The organism is Martinezella sp. CNPSo 3959, assembly GCF_057784355.1.
On record NZ_JBXSOV010000010.1, the window covers coordinates 189,468 to 204,996 of the forward strand.

15 protein-coding genes are annotated in these 15,529 nt (G+C 60.7%); 9 read left to right on the plus strand and 6 right to left on the minus strand.

What is annotated here, in order from left to right; translation table 11 throughout:
* Positions 1-9: 9 nt before the first annotated feature.
* The 4 genes from AC13RE_RS20770 (at position 10) to AC13RE_RS20785 (ending at position 4,877) form a co-directional block, all read left to right on the plus strand.
* A complete protein-coding gene (locus AC13RE_RS20770) occupies positions 10-720 on the plus strand; it encodes an ABC transporter ATP-binding protein (protein WP_310231191.1) in 711 nt (236 codons plus the stop codon).
* Positions 717-3,266, plus strand: coding sequence for an ABC transporter permease (locus tag AC13RE_RS20775; protein ID WP_488564315.1), 2,550 nt, complete (start codon positions 717-719; stop codon positions 3,264-3,266). Before AC13RE_RS20770 ends, AC13RE_RS20775 begins: the two co-directional genes overlap by 4 nt.
* A gap of 194 nt (positions 3,267-3,460) precedes the next feature.
* The gene (locus AC13RE_RS20780) at positions 3,461-4,201 is read left to right on the plus strand and encodes a Bax inhibitor-1/YccA family protein (RefSeq protein ID WP_075853634.1); all 741 of its coding nucleotides are present in this window, start codon (positions 3,461-3,463) and stop codon (positions 4,199-4,201) included.
* Between the two features lie 118 nt (positions 4,202-4,319).
* Positions 4,320-4,877, plus strand: a complete 558-nt coding sequence (locus AC13RE_RS20785) for a GNAT family N-acetyltransferase (protein ID WP_488564316.1) — start codon at positions 4,320-4,322, stop codon at positions 4,875-4,877.
* 254 nt (positions 4,878-5,131) lie between these two features.
* On the opposite strand, the gene AC13RE_RS20790 is transcribed toward AC13RE_RS20785, so the two are convergent.
* From AC13RE_RS20790 to acnA, 3 genes are all read right to left on the minus strand, one after another.
* Entirely contained in the window at positions 5,132-5,533 is a 402-nt protein-coding gene (locus AC13RE_RS20790; RefSeq protein ID WP_132720040.1) for a DUF2794 domain-containing protein, read from the minus strand.
* Between the two features lie 349 nt (positions 5,534-5,882).
* Positions 5,883-6,626: a DUF1223 domain-containing protein gene (locus AC13RE_RS20795; RefSeq protein ID WP_488564317.1), complete on the minus strand. Its 744-nt coding sequence runs from the start codon at positions 6,624-6,626 to the stop codon at positions 5,883-5,885.
* A 258-nt stretch (positions 6,627-6,884) separates the two neighbouring features.
* Positions 6,885-9,575 carry an aconitate hydratase AcnA gene (acnA, locus tag AC13RE_RS20800; RefSeq protein ID WP_015341460.1) on the minus strand — a complete coding sequence of 897 codons (2,691 nt, stop codon included), beginning with the start codon at positions 9,573-9,575 and terminating at the stop codon, positions 6,885-6,887.
* Positions 9,576-9,838: 263 nt separating this feature from the next.
* On the opposite strand from acnA, the gene ccmA reads away from it, so the two are divergent.
* The 5 genes from ccmA to AC13RE_RS20825 all read left to right on the plus strand — a co-directional run bounded on the left by ccmA (position 9,839) and on the right by AC13RE_RS20825 (position 13,130).
* Entirely contained in the window at positions 9,839-10,486 is a 648-nt protein-coding gene (gene ccmA / locus AC13RE_RS20805; RefSeq protein ID WP_488564318.1) for a heme ABC exporter ATP-binding protein CcmA, read from the plus strand.
* Positions 10,487-10,748: 262 nt separating this feature from the next.
* On the plus strand, positions 10,749-11,408 hold the full coding sequence (gene ccmB, locus AC13RE_RS20810) for a heme exporter protein CcmB (protein WP_069614762.1): 660 nt from the start codon (positions 10,749-10,751) through the stop codon (positions 11,406-11,408).
* A 180-nt stretch (positions 11,409-11,588) separates the two neighbouring features.
* The gene (locus AC13RE_RS20815; RefSeq protein ID WP_488564319.1) at positions 11,589-12,347 is read left to right on the plus strand and encodes a heme ABC transporter permease; all 759 of its coding nucleotides are present in this window, start codon (positions 11,589-11,591) and stop codon (positions 12,345-12,347) included.
* 1 nt (position 12,348) lies between these two features.
* Complete coding sequence (gene ccmD / locus AC13RE_RS20820; RefSeq protein ID WP_488564320.1) at positions 12,349-12,522, plus strand: heme exporter protein CcmD; 174 nt, start codon at positions 12,349-12,351, stop codon at positions 12,520-12,522.
* On the plus strand, positions 12,519-13,130 hold the full coding sequence (locus AC13RE_RS20825; RefSeq protein WP_488564321.1) for a DsbE family thiol:disulfide interchange protein: 612 nt from the start codon (positions 12,519-12,521) through the stop codon (positions 13,128-13,130). Before ccmD ends, AC13RE_RS20825 begins: the two co-directional genes overlap by 4 nt.
* A gap of 145 nt (positions 13,131-13,275) precedes the next feature.
* Here AC13RE_RS20825 and AC13RE_RS20830 read toward each other — a convergent pair whose 3' ends face one another.
* The 3 genes from AC13RE_RS20830 to ftsY form a co-directional block, all read right to left on the minus strand.
* Positions 13,276-13,866, minus strand: coding sequence for a DUF2585 domain-containing protein (locus tag AC13RE_RS20830; protein WP_488564322.1), 591 nt, complete (start codon positions 13,864-13,866; stop codon positions 13,276-13,278).
* On the minus strand, positions 13,863-14,537 hold the full coding sequence (locus AC13RE_RS20835; RefSeq protein ID WP_488564328.1) for a septation protein A: 675 nt from the start codon (positions 14,535-14,537) through the stop codon (positions 13,863-13,865). Before AC13RE_RS20835 ends, AC13RE_RS20830 begins: the two co-directional genes overlap by 4 nt.
* Before the next feature lie 53 nt (positions 14,538-14,590).
* Positions 14,591-15,529, minus strand: a 939-nt coding sequence (ftsY, locus tag AC13RE_RS20840) for a signal recognition particle-docking protein FtsY (protein ID WP_488564323.1), incomplete at its 5' end; no start/stop codon positions are given.

Here is a 15,529-nt window from a genome sequence, read left to right on the forward strand (position 1 = left end):
GCGTTCGCATTGGCAAAAACCATCATCGAGCTGAAGAAGGCGGATTTGACGCTCGGCAATGCCGCCGCATCAGTCCATGTACTGAAGGGCATTGACCTCACCATCATGGAGGGTGAATCGGTGGGCATCGTCGGCCCGTCCGGTTCCGGCAAGTCCACTTTGCTGATGGTGCTGGCCGGCCTCGAAAAGCTCGACAGCGGCGAACTTCTGATCCGCGACACACCGCTGCATAGCCTGAGTGAAGATCGCATCGCCGATTTCCGCGGCCGCAACATCGGCATCGTCTTCCAATCCTTTCACCTCATCGCCAACATGACGGCGCTCGAAAATGTCGCCGTGCCGCTGGAACTTGCGAATGTCCGCGATGCCTTCGATATCGCCAGGCGGGAGCTGGAAGCGGTGGGGCTGGGCGAGAGGCTCACGCACTATCCCGGCCAGCTCTCCGGCGGCGAGCAGCAGCGTGTCGCCATCGCCCGCGCGCTGGCGCCTTCGCCAGCCGTCCTGATCGCCGACGAACCGACAGGCAATCTCGATACCGATACCGGCCGGCAGATCGCCGACCTGCTCTTCGCCCAGCAGGCCGAGCGCGGCACGACCATGCTGCTCGTCACCCACGATCCCGCCCTTGCCGCCCGCTGCTCGCGGCAGATCCGTGTCCGTTCCGGCGAAATCGAGAACGACAGCATGCGCACCCGCACCAGCCAGGCGGCGATTGCATGAGCGCGGCGGCGGGACTGCGCCTGCCCCTCGCCTTCCGCCTTGCCATGCGCGAATTGCGCGGCGGCCTTGGCGGCTTCTACATCTTCCTCGCCTGCATCGCGCTCGGCACTGGCGCGATCGCTGCGGTCAATTCCGTTTCCCGTTCGATCACCGACGCGATCGCGACGCAGGGGCAATCGCTGCTATCAGGCGACGCCCGTTTCGAACTGCGCAATCGCGAGGCGACGCCGGAAGAATTCGCCTATCTCCAAAGTCTAGGGAAAGTTTCCCGCTCGACCGGGCTGCGTTCCATGGCACGTCTGCCCGATGGTTCGGACCAGGCGCTGGTCGAGGTGAAGGCCGTCGACGACGCCTATCCGCTCTACGGCACCTTTGAGGCCGACCCTAATCAGCCGCTCTCGACGTTACTGGCCGCAAAGGATGGCGCCTATGGCGCCGTCGTAGCGCCCCTGCTGCTGGAACGCCTGAACCTCAAGGTCGGCAGCGATCTGCTGCTAGGCAATACGAAGCTGCGCATATCGGGCACTATCCAAAGCGAGCCGGACGCCGTCTCCGAAGGCTTCGGCTTCGCGCCACGTCTGCTCACCAGCCGCGACGCCCTGATTGCTTCCGGCCTGATCACCACGGGCAGTCTGGTCGAGCAATCCTACAAGATCCGCATGGACAACCCCGCAGCCGGCATCCGCAATCTCACTGACCGCGCCAATGCCGCCTTCCCGCAGGCAGGCTGGTCGATCCGCAGCAGTGATCGCGCTGCTCCCCAGCTCGCCGACAATGTCACGCGTTTTTCGCAATTCCTGACGCTGGTCGGCTTGGCGGCCTTGATCGTCGGCGGCGTCGGCGTTGCCAATGCCGTACGCGCCTTCCTCGATTCGAAGCGCACGACGATCGCTACCTTCAAGTGCCTGGGTGCGCCGGCCTTCGTCGTCGTGCTGATCTATCTCATCCAGATCGCCGTCATTGCGCTTGCCGGCATCGCAATTGGCCTCGTCCTGGGCGCCATTGCGCCGATGATTGCGTCGCAATTCATGGCGGAATTCCTGCCAATTTCCACCGCCCCGCGGCTTTATCCCGGTGCACTGACGCTTGCCGCCCTATTTGGCCTGCTGACGACGCTGGCCTTTGCCATTCCGCCGCTCGGGCATGCCCGCGAAGTGCCGGCAACGGCGTTGTTTCGCGAGCAGGGTTTCGAAGCGCGACGCCTTCCTGGCTGGCCCTATCTGCTCGCCGCCGGTCTGCTGATGGCAGCACTTGCGGCCTTAGCGATCGTCACCGCCTATGATCGCTTCATCGCCATCGTCTTCGTCGTATCGATCGCCGGCGCGTTCGTCGTGCTGCGCCTGGTGGCGGCCCTGCTTTCCTGGCTTGCCCGCCGCAGCCCGCGCGTGCGTTCGCCCGCCCTGCGCCTGGCGATCGGCAACATTCATCGGCCCGGCGCGCTCACCTCCTCCGTCGTGCTATCGCTCGGCCTCGGGCTGGCGCTATTGGTGACCCTGACGTTGATCGACGGCAATATGCGCCGCGAGCTCATGGGCCGCATGAGCGAGCAGGCGCCGAATTTCTTCTTCGTCGATATTCAGGGGCCGGAGCTGGAAGGCTTCCGAAAGATCGTGCTCGACATCGACCCCAAGGGCAAGCTCGTCGAGGCGCCGATGCTGCGCGGCCGCATCGTCGCCTTCAACGGGGAGGATGTCACTAAGATGAAGGTGCCGGCAGCAGGCCAATGGGTCCTGCGCGGCGACCGCGGCATCACCTATGCCGATACGGTGCCGGAAAATGCCTCGGTCACGGAAGGCAAATGGTGGGATAAGGATTATAGCGGCGAGCCGTTGGTTTCCTTCTCCGAAGAGGAAGGCAAGGCGCTCGGCCTGAAGCTCGGCGATAAAGTCACCGTCAACGTGCTCGGCCGTAACATCACCGCCAAGATCGCCAGCTTCCGCAAGGTTCAATGGCAGTCGCTGTCGATCAATTTCGTGATGATCTTCTCGCCCAATACCTTCAAGGGCGCCCCACATGCCTGGCTCGCGACCCTAACCGACACGTCCGCCACCTCGGAACAGGAAGCAGCTATCCTGAGGAAAGTCACGAATACCTACCCGACCATAACAAGCGTCCGCGTCAAGGATGCTCTCGATGTCGTCAACACGCTTGTGGGACAGCTTGCCACTGCCATCCGCTCTGCCGCCTCGGTGGCGCTCATCGCATCCATCCTGGTGCTGGCCGGCGCGCTCGCCGCCGGAAACCGCGCTCGCACGCATGATGCCGTCATCCTCAAGACGCTCGGCGCGACGCGGGCGACACTGATCCGCGCCTTCAGCTACGAATATCTGATCCTGGGTGGGGCGACCGCCGTCTTCGCCTTGATCGCCGGCTCCGCATCCGCCTGGTATATCGTCAGCCGCATCATGCACCTGCCCTCGGCCTTCCTGCCCGACGTCGCCCTATCGACGCTCGTTATCGCCCTGGTGCTGACGGTCGGTATTGGCCTCATCGGCACCTGGCGCATCCTCGGCCAGAAGGCGGCCCCCGTTCTGCGTGAGCTCTAACCGCTCCGCCGACGGCGCAGAGCCGCCAAAACAGCCCGATGTTACATCGATTTAACATCGGGCCGGCTGCTTGACCCTTGTGCATGCGGCTCGAAAGCCTCATATTCTGTGCAGGCATGCTGGAGCTCCGCAGCGGCGCCTGGGTTCTGAAGGACCCGACACCGTACTCACATCGGAGCTTGAAAGAGGAAAACATGGCTGACTTTCGCAATTACCAAAACCGGGCGCAGAGCGGTGCGCAATCCGGTGCGATGATAGACGAGGGCCTTCGAGCCTATATGCTCAAGGTCTATAACCTGATGGCGCTGGGTCTGGCGATCACGGGTGTTGCCGCCTATCTCTCCTTCTCGCTCGCTTTCGCAAACGGACAGATCACAGCCTTCGGCCAGGCGATCTATCTTAGCCCGCTGAAGTGGGTGGTCATTCTCGCCCCGCTGGCAATGGTCTTCTTCCTGAGCTTCAGGATCAACCGCATGAGCGTGGCCGCCGCGACGACGACCTTCTGGGTCTACGCCGCGCTGGTGGGCCTGTCGCTCTCGTCGATCTTCATCATCTACACCGGCCAGAGCGTCGTGCAGACCTTCTTCGTGACCGCCGCCTCCTTCGGCGCGCTGTCGCTCTACGGCTACACGACCAAGCGTGACCTGTCGGCGATGGGCTCGTTCCTGATGATGGGTCTCTTCGGCCTGATCATCGCGACGCTCGTCAACATCTTCCTGGCTTCGTCCGCCCTGCAGTTCGCCATCTCCGTGATCGGCGTCCTGATCTTCGCAGGCCTCACCGCCTACGATACGCAGCGGATCAAGGAAATGTACTACACCGCCGATGATGCGACGGTGGCTGGCCGCAAGGCGATCATGGGCGCCCTGTCGCTCTACCTGGACTTCATCAACCTGTTCATGTTCCTGCTGCAATTTATGGGCAACCGCCGTTAATCGCAGCGTGAAATGAGATACGAAAAGGCGGCTTCAGCCGCCTTTTTTGTTTGCTTGGGCACACACCCTGCGATTTGATAGCTGCCGTCACAAATCCGCAGATCAGGCAATAGAAGCAATGTCCGTCAGCCTCCGCAGTGCAACCTCAGACGACCTTCCCCATATCACCGCCATCTACAGAGATTCCGTCCTCAACGGCACGGCAAGCTACGAAATCACGCCGCCGAACCAAGAGGAAATGACGGCCAGGTTCGAGGCGATCCGTGACAAGGGTTATCCCTATCTCGTTGCGGAAGACGATGCCGGCGCGTTCCTCGGCTATGCCTACGCCTCATCCTTCCGCACGCGGCCAGCCTATCGTTGGATGGTGGAGGACTCGATCTACCTGGCGCCGGAGGCCCGAGGGCGCGGCATTGGCCGATTGCTGCTCGATGCGCTCGTCGAAAGCTGCCAGACGCTTGGCTTCCGCCAGATGATCGCCGTCATCGGCGGCGCCCATCCCGCCTCCATCGCCGTACACCGCGCCGCAGGCTTCACCGAGACCGGCCTGTTGAAAGGCACCGGCTACAAGCACGGCCGATGGCTGGATACAATGCTGATGCAGAAAGCGCTCGGGGACGGCACGGAAACCGATCCGGATCCGTCGGTTTATCCGGGGACGTTGTTTGGTGGGTAACGCCAGTTTTGCATATGCCGTACCTCTAGATACCCCTCTGTCAGCTTCGCTGACATCTCCCCCACAAGTTGGGAGATCGTCGGGAGTTTGCGGCACATCTTTTTAAGCCAAAGGCCTGACGTTTCTGTAGCATCGATCTTCACTTTGGGTAGGCGCGTACCACAAGTTACCAATCTCCCCTTGTGGGGGAGATGTCCTGAAGGGACAGAGGGGGGTACCGCACTATCCACCAGCACATAGCCAATGAAGCGAAACTACTTCTCCACCAGCTTCAGCTGCTTGTCGAAAACCTTCAACACTTGGCTCAGCTCATGGCCGCGTTTCAGGATCATGCCGTTGGTATTGACGACGGAGAAGGCACCCTGCTTGGCCGAAAGCTTCGGATTCTTTTCGATGCGGAAGAGCGGCATCTCGCCGGAGCGCTTGAAGACGGAGAAAACCGCCTTGTCCTTCAAATGATCGATGGCGTAGTCGCGCCACTCGCCCTCGCCGACCATGCGGCCATAGATCCAGAGAATCGCATCCAGCTCCCGGCGATGAAACGTCACCGGCAGCGGGTCCTTGCTCTGTTTGTATTCTCTGAGATCAACGACGACGGATGAATTGGTTTCGACGGAACGGCTTTCACCGTGTCTCAAATCCGGCTGATCAGTCATCAATCCCCCAGGGGCTATCTCATGACAGGAGAATGACAGTTTGCCTCAGCCACATCAAATTGCAAGACGGCTGGCGGCTCACAATTTCTTTCCCAGCTGTGAAAGCACCTCGTCAGCGCCGCATTTCAGCCAAAACGACGCCCAATTTACAAGAAGTATAGGGAACCGTTTGGCGCCGCCGCGTCAAACGGCCCGGCCGGGGCGCATCGATTAAACCCCAGCCCCGAATGCGTCCTCGCCGGGCACCGCCTCTTTTCGGCGCTAGCCGAAATACAGTCCCCCTTTTTTGGGCGCCAGCCAAAATAGGAAGCCTTTTCGGTCCCAGCAGAAATGGAAGCTGAAAAACCGCTCAGCCGTCCGAGCCCACGGTCAAGACAGTCGCCCCCAGGATGGCGGCCGGATCGCCCGCAGGCGTCGATGCCTGCAGCAGAATCGCGAGGCCTCGCCGGCCGGCTTTATCGAGCACGGTAGAGGGCAATACGAGGCTCATAGCCTTGCCGTCCCACATGCCCACCGTCTCGACATCGGAGACGGCATGCATATAGGCAATCTGCTGGCCGGTATTTTCGCCGCCCTTAGGTGCCACCATCTGCTCCTTGTCGAAATAGACGGCAACCACATTGGCCTTGCCCTGCCCGGCTCCGATCTTGATCTCCAGCTCGTCGCCCTTCATGGCGGCACTGACCGGAACCGTCAGACCCTCGCCAAGGCGCTCAAACTCGTCGAGCTTGACGTTGATGCCACTGAGATCGGCGCCGTTCATATGGTCCCTGCCATTGACGATCGCCTGTGGCGTATAAACCCCGCTGCGGCCCATCGTCCGGGCATAGGCATACTGGCGCGCCGTATTGTCCTTGGACGCCATGGTGTCGTTCCAGCCGAGGTAATTCCAATAGTCGACATGGTAGGCAAGTGCCACGACATTGCCCTGATGGATCAGCTTGCGAAAGACCGCGTCGGCGGGGGGACAGGACGCGCAGCCCTGCGAAGTGAAGAGTTCGACGACGCCCTTGATCTTCGGAGCCTCCTGCGCATGCAGCGAACTTGCCAGCGCGATGCCTGCCAGAAGTGGAACCAAAAATCGAAGGCGCATTTCTATCTCTACCTCTGCATCCAATCTCGAGCGCCGTCTGCCTATACGGGCTCTGCAAAACTCGTGCTTCTTGGGGCGACCAGGCCACATCAAGCCCGAAAAATCTGAAACAAGAGATAATAGTTTAACGCGATGACGCAAAGTCACGATGGGGTGAGGCCGGAGTGAGCGGAAGTCTCGCCGTACACATCACCGTGAAAAACAAGAGGCCGCCGGAAGAGTTTTCCGGCGGCCTCCAATAACAGTGTTGAATGCCTATCAGGCAGCGAGATCGCGCAGAACCGTCTGCAAGATGCCGCCATTGTTGACGTAGACGACCTCATCCAGCGTATCGATGCGGCAGATGATCGGAACATCCTTCACGGAGCCGTCGCCATAGGTGATCTTGGCGATCTTACGCTCGCGCGGCTTGATGTTTTCCAGGCCTTCGATCGTGACCAGTTCGTCGCCCTTCAGGCCGAGGCTTGCCCAGGTGGTGCCTTCCTCGAAGACGAAGGGGATGACGCCCATGCCGACGAGGTTCGAACGGTGGATGCGCTCGAAGGACTGGGCGATCACTGCGCGCACGCCGAGCAGGTTCGTGCCCTTGGCTGCCCAGTCGCGCGACGAGCCGTTGCCGTATTCGACGCCCGCGAAGATGACGAGCGGAACGCCCTCGGCCTTGTACTGCATGGCCGCATCGTAGATCGACGTCTCTTCCTTGGACGGATAGTGGATGGTGTAGCCACCTTCCTTGCCGTTCGGGCCGAGCATGTGGTTGCGAATGCGGATGTTGGCGAAGGTGCCGCGCATCATGACTTCATGATTGCCGCGGCGCGTGCCGTACTGGTTGAAGTCAGCAACGCCGACGCCATGGCCGATGAGGTAGGAACCGGCCGGCGAGGCAGCCTTGATCGAACCGGCCGGAGAAATGTGGTCGGTGGTGATCTTGTCGCCGAACAGGCCGAGAACGCGAGCGCCCTTGATGTCGGAAACGCCGGCGCCCTTCTTGCCCATGCCCACAAAGTAAGGTGGGTTCTGCACATAGGTCGAGTTGTCGTCCCAGGCATAGGTCTGGCCCGGAGGAACCTGCACGGCCTGCCAGTTGGCGTCGCCCTTGAAGACGTCGGCATACTTGCTCTCGTAGAGCTCGCGGGTGACGTACTTCTGGATGAACTCCTGAACCTCGTGCGAGGTCGGCCAGATGTCCTTCAGATAGACAGGCTTGCCATTCTGGTCTTCGCCGATCGGCTCCTTCGTCAGGTCGAGCTGCACCGAGCCGGCGAGCGCGTAGGCGACGACGAGCGGCGGCGAAGCGAGATAGTTCGCCTGGACGTCGGGCGAGATGCGGCCTTCGAAGTTGCGGTTACCGGAGAGGACGCCGGATACGATCAGGCCCTTGTCATTGATCGTCTTGGAGATCGGCGCCGGCAGCGGGCCGGAGTTGCCGATGCAGGTGGTGCAGCCGAAGCCGACCAGGTTGAAGCCGAGCTTGTCGAGATCTGCCTGCAGGCCGGACTTGGCAAGATATTCGCCGACGACCTGAGATCCCGGTGCGAGCGAGGTCTTGACCCACGGCTTGGTCTTCAGACCCTTGGCAACGGCGTTGCGGGCGAGAAGGCCGGCCGCGATCAGCACCGACGGGTTGGACGTGTTGGTGCAGGACGTGATGGCGGCAATGGCGACGTCGCCATGGCCGATGTCGAAATCCGTGCCTTCGACCGCATAGCGGTTGGAGAGCTGGCCGGGCTTCTTGTATTCGGTTTCGAGCGAGGTCGCGAAGCCGGAAGCGATGTTTTCCAGCGCGATACGGCCTTCCGGGCGCTTCGGGCCAGCCATCGACGGCACGACATCGTTAAGGTCGAGTTCCAGCGTGTCGGTGAAGACGAGGTCGGAACCGTCATTGTCACGCCACATCCCTTGAGCCTTCGAATAGGCTTCGACGAGCGCGATACGGTCCTTGGCGCGGCCGGACATGTTGAGGTAGTTCAGCGTTTCCTTGTCGACCGGAAAGAAGCCGCAGGTCGCGCCATATTCCGGACCCATGTTGCCGATGGTGGCACGGTCGGCGAGCGGCATGTTGTCGAGGCCGGGGCCGAAGAATTCGACGAACTTGGAAACGACGCCCTTCTTGCGCAGCATCTGCACGACGGTCAGCACGAGGTCGGTCGCGGTAACGCCTTCCTTGAGCTTGCCCGTCAGCTTGAAGCCGATGACTTCAGGCAACAGCATGGAGACCGGCTGGCCGAGCATGGCAGCTTCAGCCTCGATACCGCCGACACCCCAGCCGAGAACGCCAAGGCCGTTGATCATGGTCGTGTGCGAATCGGTGCCGACGCAGGTGTCGGGATAAGCGATCGTTTCGCCGTCCTCTTCCTTCGTCCAGACGGTCTGGCCGAGATATTCGAGGTTCACCTGGTGACAGATGCCGGTGCCGGGGGGAACAACGCGGAAATTCTTGAATGCCTGCTGGCCCCACTTCAGGAAGCGGTAGCGCTCGCCGTTGCGCTGGTATTCCAGTTCGACGTTCTTGGCGAACGCCTGCGGCGTGCCGAATTCGTCGACGATGACGGAGTGGTCGATGACGAGATCGACGGGAACGAGCGGGTTGATCTTTTCCGGATCGCCGCCAAGAGAAACCATGGCGTCGCGCATGGCGGCAAGGTCGACAACGGCCGGAACGCCGGTGAAGTCCTGCATCAGCACGCGCGCCGGGCGATAGGCAATTTCGTTCTCGACGGTGCCCTTGTTGGTCAGCCATTCGGCGACGGCAAGGATATGTTCCTTCGTGACCGACTGCCCGTCTTCAAAACGCAGCAGGTTTTCCAGAAGCACCTTCATGGAGTAAGGCAACTTGGAAACACCGGGCAGACCATTCGCCTCAGCCTTGGGCAGGCTGAAATAGACATAGTCTTTTCCGCCCACGGTCAGCGTGGAACGACAATTGAAACTGTCAAGAGATTTAGACACGAGATACCCCGTTTCTGATAGCCAACACAGTCGTGCGAACGCCTATGCACTTTATGCACATCAGGATGCGGGTACGGCCATTTCCGCTGTCCGCACGTAAGGCAGAAAACCTTATGTTCGGCGCAAGGATGAAATTCACGCCGACCGCTGGCGTGGTTGCAGGTCTTATAGATAATTTCGTAAAGACTTGCCAGAGTGACAAAGCGCAAATTTCGACAATTTTTTGCGCGTTGCGGTAAAGAAAATAGGGAAAGCCTGAGCGAATGCATCTAAGCGCTGAAAATCTGGCTGCAAGGCGGGGTGAAGACCTGATTTTCTTGAATGTTTCCTTCAACTTGGCGGGTGGAGATGCACTCGTTCTGACCGGCCGCAACGGGTCGGGAAAATCGACGCTGCTGCGCGTTGTGGCAGGCCTTCTCAGGCCGGAAAAGGGTCGTGTCGCATTCACCGGAAAGGACGGCGAATTGGACCGGCCGGCGGGCGAAGCCAGCCACTATCTCGGCCATCGCAATGCGATGAAATCCGAGCTGACTGTGGCCGAAAATCTCATCTTCTGGAAAACCTTCCTCGACGATATGCCGGGCGGCTCCGGTCTGAATGTCGATGAAGCGGCCGATGCCGTCGGGCTTGCCGACATCACGCATCTGCCCTTCGGCTATCTCTCCGCCGGTCAGCAGCGGCGAATCGCTTTCGCCAAACTTCTGGTCGCCTACCGCCCTATCTGGATCCTTGACGAACCGACGGCAGCGCTCGACAGCTCCGCCGACCGGCTTTTTGCTGATCTGATCACCACGCATCAAAAAAGCGGCGGCATCGTTCTTGCGGCAACGCACCAGCCGCTGGGCTTGGAGAACGTCCAGCAGATGCGGATGATGGGGTTTGCCGGGGCGAGTGAGGGGGTGTGGGGGTGAGTTCGATGCTTTTGCTTACGCCGCACCTTCGATACCCCCCTCTGTCCCTTCGGGACATCTCCCCCACAAGGGGGGAGATTGTTGGGAGTTCGCCGCACCTGCTTGCAAAACCAGCGAGTCCAGCTTTTGCTTCTACACATTCGATATTGGTTCGGGGCATGTACACGCCACAAGTTACCAATCTCCCCCCTTGTGGGGGAGATGTCGCGAAAGCGACAGAAGGGGGTACTCGGGGTATCTCTCAGCATAAAAGAGTCTCCCCATGACAGCCCTCTTCCTCCGCGACCTCAGACTTTCGGTGCGCGCCGGCGGCGGAGCACTGATCGGCATCCTTTTCTTCCTCACCGTCGTCGCCGTCATCCCCTTCGGCGTCGGGCCTGACCTGAAGCTTCTCTCGCGCATCGGCCCGGCCATCGTCTGGATCGGCGCACTGCTCGCGAGCCTCCTCGGCCTCGACCGGCTGTTCCAGGCTGAACGTGACGACGGCTCGCTCGATCTGCTCGTCATGCAGGAAACGCCGCTGGTCCTCACGGTCTTCATCAAATGCACGGCGCATTGGGTGGCGACCGGCCTGCCGCTTGTCATCGCCTCGCCGCTGCTTGGTCTCTTTATGAATATGAACGAGACCGCGATCGGGGCAACGGCCCTAACCCTGCTCGTCGGCTCGCCTGCGATCACCTTTATCGGCGCGGTCGGTGCCGCCGTCGCCGTGGCGCTACCGCGCGGCGGGCTGTTGGTCTCCATTCTGGTGCTGCCGCTCACCATTCCCGTGCTGATCTTCGGCGTCAGCGCCACCTATGCCGCCGTCGAAGGACCGCAACCCTTCCTGCCGCCGTTCCTGATCCTGATCGCGCTCACCTTGTTCTTCGCCGTCCTCGGCCCGGTGGCCGCCGCCCTTGCCTTGCGGAACACGACGGATTGATCAGAGCATTTCCTGGAAAAGTGGGAAGCGGTTTTCCGTCCGGAATTGCGTAACATCAAAAGGATAGAGCGTTTTCGCATTTCGAAGAAAAGCGGAAAGGCTCTAATGGAGATACTGTTTCGTCCATTCAGGACAATGCGGTCGATTGCCGGAAAAGCCATATCGGGTTAAACAAGCCGCATGAGCGATATCACTGCGATCAGCCGATTTTCCGACCTCGCCAACCCCACGCGGTTTCTGGCCTTTTCGGCGCGTCTCATTCCCTGGCTGGCGGCGATTACAGCCATACTCCTAGCGATCGGCCTCTATCTGTCCTTTACGACCGAGGGCGACTACCAGCAGGGCGATACCGTCCGCATCATGTATATTCACGTTCCGGCCGCCTGGCTGTCGATGATGTGCTACACGATCATGAGCATGTCGGCGATCGGCACGCTGGTCTGGCGCCATCCGCTGGCCGATGTCGCCGGCAAGACGGCCGCCCCGCTTGGCGCCGCCTTCACGCTGATCGCGCTGGTGACGGGCTCGCTCTGGGGCAAGCCGATGTGGGGCACCTATTGGGTCTGGGATGCGCGTCTGACCTCGGTCTTCATCCTTTTCCTGATGTATCTCGGCCTGATCGCGCTCAACCGCGCCATGGACGATCCGTCGAAGGCCGCCCGCGTCGCCTCGATCCTGACGTTGGTCGGCTTCATCAACATCCCGATCATCAAGTTCTCTGTCGACTGGTGGAACACGCTGCATCAGTCGGAAAGCATCATGCGCATGGATGGTCCGGCCATCGACGCGGAATTCCTCTGGCCGCTCTTCACCATGGCGCTCGCCTTCACGCTGCTGTTCTTCACACTGCACCTGATGGCGATCCGCAACGAGATCTGGCGCCGCCGCATCGCCACGCAGCGCCGTATGGCCGCGCGTATGGCAAGCCGGGAGGATTAGAATGTCGCATCCCTTCTATGTCTTCGGCTCCTATGGCTTTGCCGCCTTCATGATCCTCGCCATCATCGCCTGGATCTGGATCGACGGACGCCTGCGCCGCCGCGAACTTGCCGCATTGGAAGCCTCCGGCATCCGCCGCCGCTCGCAGCGCTCATCGGAAAACGAGACGAAATGACCACGGATGCCGATAACAAGGATCAGCCGAAATCCAGCGGCACCGCACGCTATCTGCTGGCGCTGGTCCCCCTGATCGTCTTTGCCTGCATCGCATTTGCCGTCGGCAAGGTCATGTACGACCAGGAAGTGCACGGCACCGATATATCGGCCATTCCTTCGGCCCTGATCGGCACCAGGGCGCCGAAATTAGCGCTCGCATCTCTCGAAGGCTCCAATCTGCCGGCGCTGAGCGATGACGCCATCAAGGGCAAGCTGACCCTCGTCAACGTCTTCGCCTCGTGGTGCATTCCCTGCCGCGACGAGCATCCCGTGCTGAAGGAACTAGCAAAGGACGGCCGGCTCAATATCGTCGCCATCAATTACAAGGATACGAGCGAGAATGCGCTTCGCTTCCTCGGCGAGCTCGGCAATCCCTACAACGCCATTGGCATCGACCCGAACGGCTCCGCCGCGATCGACTGGGGCGTCTACGGCATCCCGGAATCCTATCTCGTCTCCCCTGACGGCACGATCCTCTACAAACAGGTCGGTCCGTTTACGCCGACCAGCCTGAAGGAAGGGCTCTATCCGGCGATCGCGAAGGCGCAGGGGAAATCGGCGTCTTAACTCCCTTCTCCCCTCGGGGAGAAGGTGTCCGAAAGGCGGATGAGGGGGCCGAGAAGTGAAGCGGCGAGGTTCTACAGCGATCGGTAACGCCCCTCACCCGGCGCTATGGCGCCACCCTCTCCCCGCAGGGGCGACGGTTAAAAGATTAGATCCCGCCCTGCCACGTCTTGATCGCCTCGACCGGCCAGACCAGCATCAGCACGTTGAGCGTGAGATTGTCGCGGATCAAATAGCCGGTGAGCAGCTCGAAGAAGATGGCAATAACAACTGTCACCAGCACCGGTGCGCGCCAGGCAAACAGGAAACCCACCACCATGAACACCGCATCCATCGATGAATTGAGGATGCTGTCGCCGACATAATCGAGCGAGATCGTCGCGGCGCGGTAGCGATTGATGATGATCGGGGAATTTTCAAGGATTTCCCAGCCGGATTCGATCAGCATGGCAACGAAGAGCCGCATCGACAACGGCTTGCCGCGCATGATCAGATGCGTGAGCCCGAAGAAGAGAAAGCCATGGATGATGTGCGACGGCGTGTACCAGTCGGCGATATGCTGCGAGTTGCCGCTGGATTTCACCACCGGCTCGAAGAGCTTCACGTAGCCGCAGGTGCAGATCGGCACGCGGCCCATCATATATTCCGCGACGATCTGCACGAGCAGAACGACGGCGCAGGCGGTAAACCAGAAACTTTGCTGCCGGTATCGGCTTTGGGCGTCGATGGCTTCGCTCATTTACCGTTTTCCGCCGGTTGTTCGATCGTGTGCTTCATGATCAGCGGCATCTGCGACAGGGTGAAGAGGAGGGTGATCGGCATCGTTCCCCAGAACTTGAAGTTCACCCAGAGATTATCCGCGGCCTTGGCGTCGGGAAGATAAAGCCAGTTCGAACCGCGCCAGACGACTTCGTTGAGCACGGCGAGAAAGAAGAAGAAGAAGCCCCAGCGCAGCGTCAGCTTGCGCCAGCCCTCGCTATCCAGCTGAAAGGCGGCGTTGAACACGTAGCCGAGCAGCGACTTGCCGAAAGCGAGACCGCCGAGCAGCACCCCTCCGAGGAGGGCATTGATGATGGTCGGCTTCATTTTGATGAAGATTTCGTTCTGCAGATAGATGCCGAGCGCACCGAAGACAAGGACGACGATGCCCGATACGAGCGGCATCAGCGGCAGATGGCCGAGCATGACCTTCGAGACGACGAGCGAGATCACCGTTGCAGCCATGAACAGGCCGGTGGCGACGAAAAGCGGGCCGCCGAGCGCTGCGAGCTGCGGGAAATGCTGCGCCAGCCAGTCGCCGCGCAGATTACCGATATAGAACACCAGCAAAGGCCCGAGTTCCAGCACCAGCTTCAGCATGGGATGATGCTTGTCGGCAGCACTTGGGGTGAGATCGCTGTCGCTGGTCATCATTGCGGCACTTTCCCTGTCGTCACGTTTGTCATCGAATTTGTTCTTATCATTCATTGGCTGTTTACAGCCCCCGTGCCGGCAATGGCGTGGGCAAAATCCTCGGCCTCGAACGGCTCAAGATCGTCTACACCCTCGCCGACGCCGATGAAATAGACCGGCAGCTTATGCTTGGCCGAAATGGCGACGAGAATGCCGCCGCGAGCCGTGCCGTCGAGTTTCGTCATGATCAGCCCGTTGACGCCGGCGACATTGCGGAAGATTTCCACCTGGTTCAGCGCGTTCTGGCCCGTGGTGGCATCGAGCGTCTGCAGCACGGTATGCGGCGCATCCGGATCGAGCTTGCCGAGCACGCGCACGATCTTTTCGAGCTCGGCCATCAGCTCCGCCTTGTTCTGCAGACGGCCGGCGGTATCGATGATCAAAACGTCGCTCTTGTTGGCCTTGGCCTGCTGGAAGGCATCGAAGGCAAGGCCGGCGGCATCCGCGCCGAGCTTGGTTCCGATGAAATCCGATTTCGTGCGCTCAGCCCAGATCTTCAATTGCTCGATGGCAGCGGCGCGGAAAGTATCGCCGGCGGCGACCGTGACCTTCAGCCCGGCGCCGGAGAGCTTTGCAGCCAGCTTGCCGATCGTCGTCGTCTTGCCGGTGCCGTTGACGCCGACAACGAGAATGACATGCGGCTTGTGGCTGAGGTCGAGCTGCAGCGGCTTTGCCACAGGCTTCAGCACCTTGGCGATTTCCTGCGCCATGATGCGGCCGACATCTTCGCCGGTCACATCCTTGCCGTAGCGCTCGGAGGCGAGCGTATCGGTGACCCGCATCGCCGTCTCGACGCCGAGATCGGCCTGGATCAGCAAATCCTCCAGATCCTGCAGCGTCTGATCGTCGAGCTTGCGCTTGGTGAAAAGGGCCGCGATCTGGCCGCTCAGCTGCGACGAGGTGCGCGCCAGCCCGGCTCGCAGGCGCTGAAACCAGGAGAGTTTCTGTTT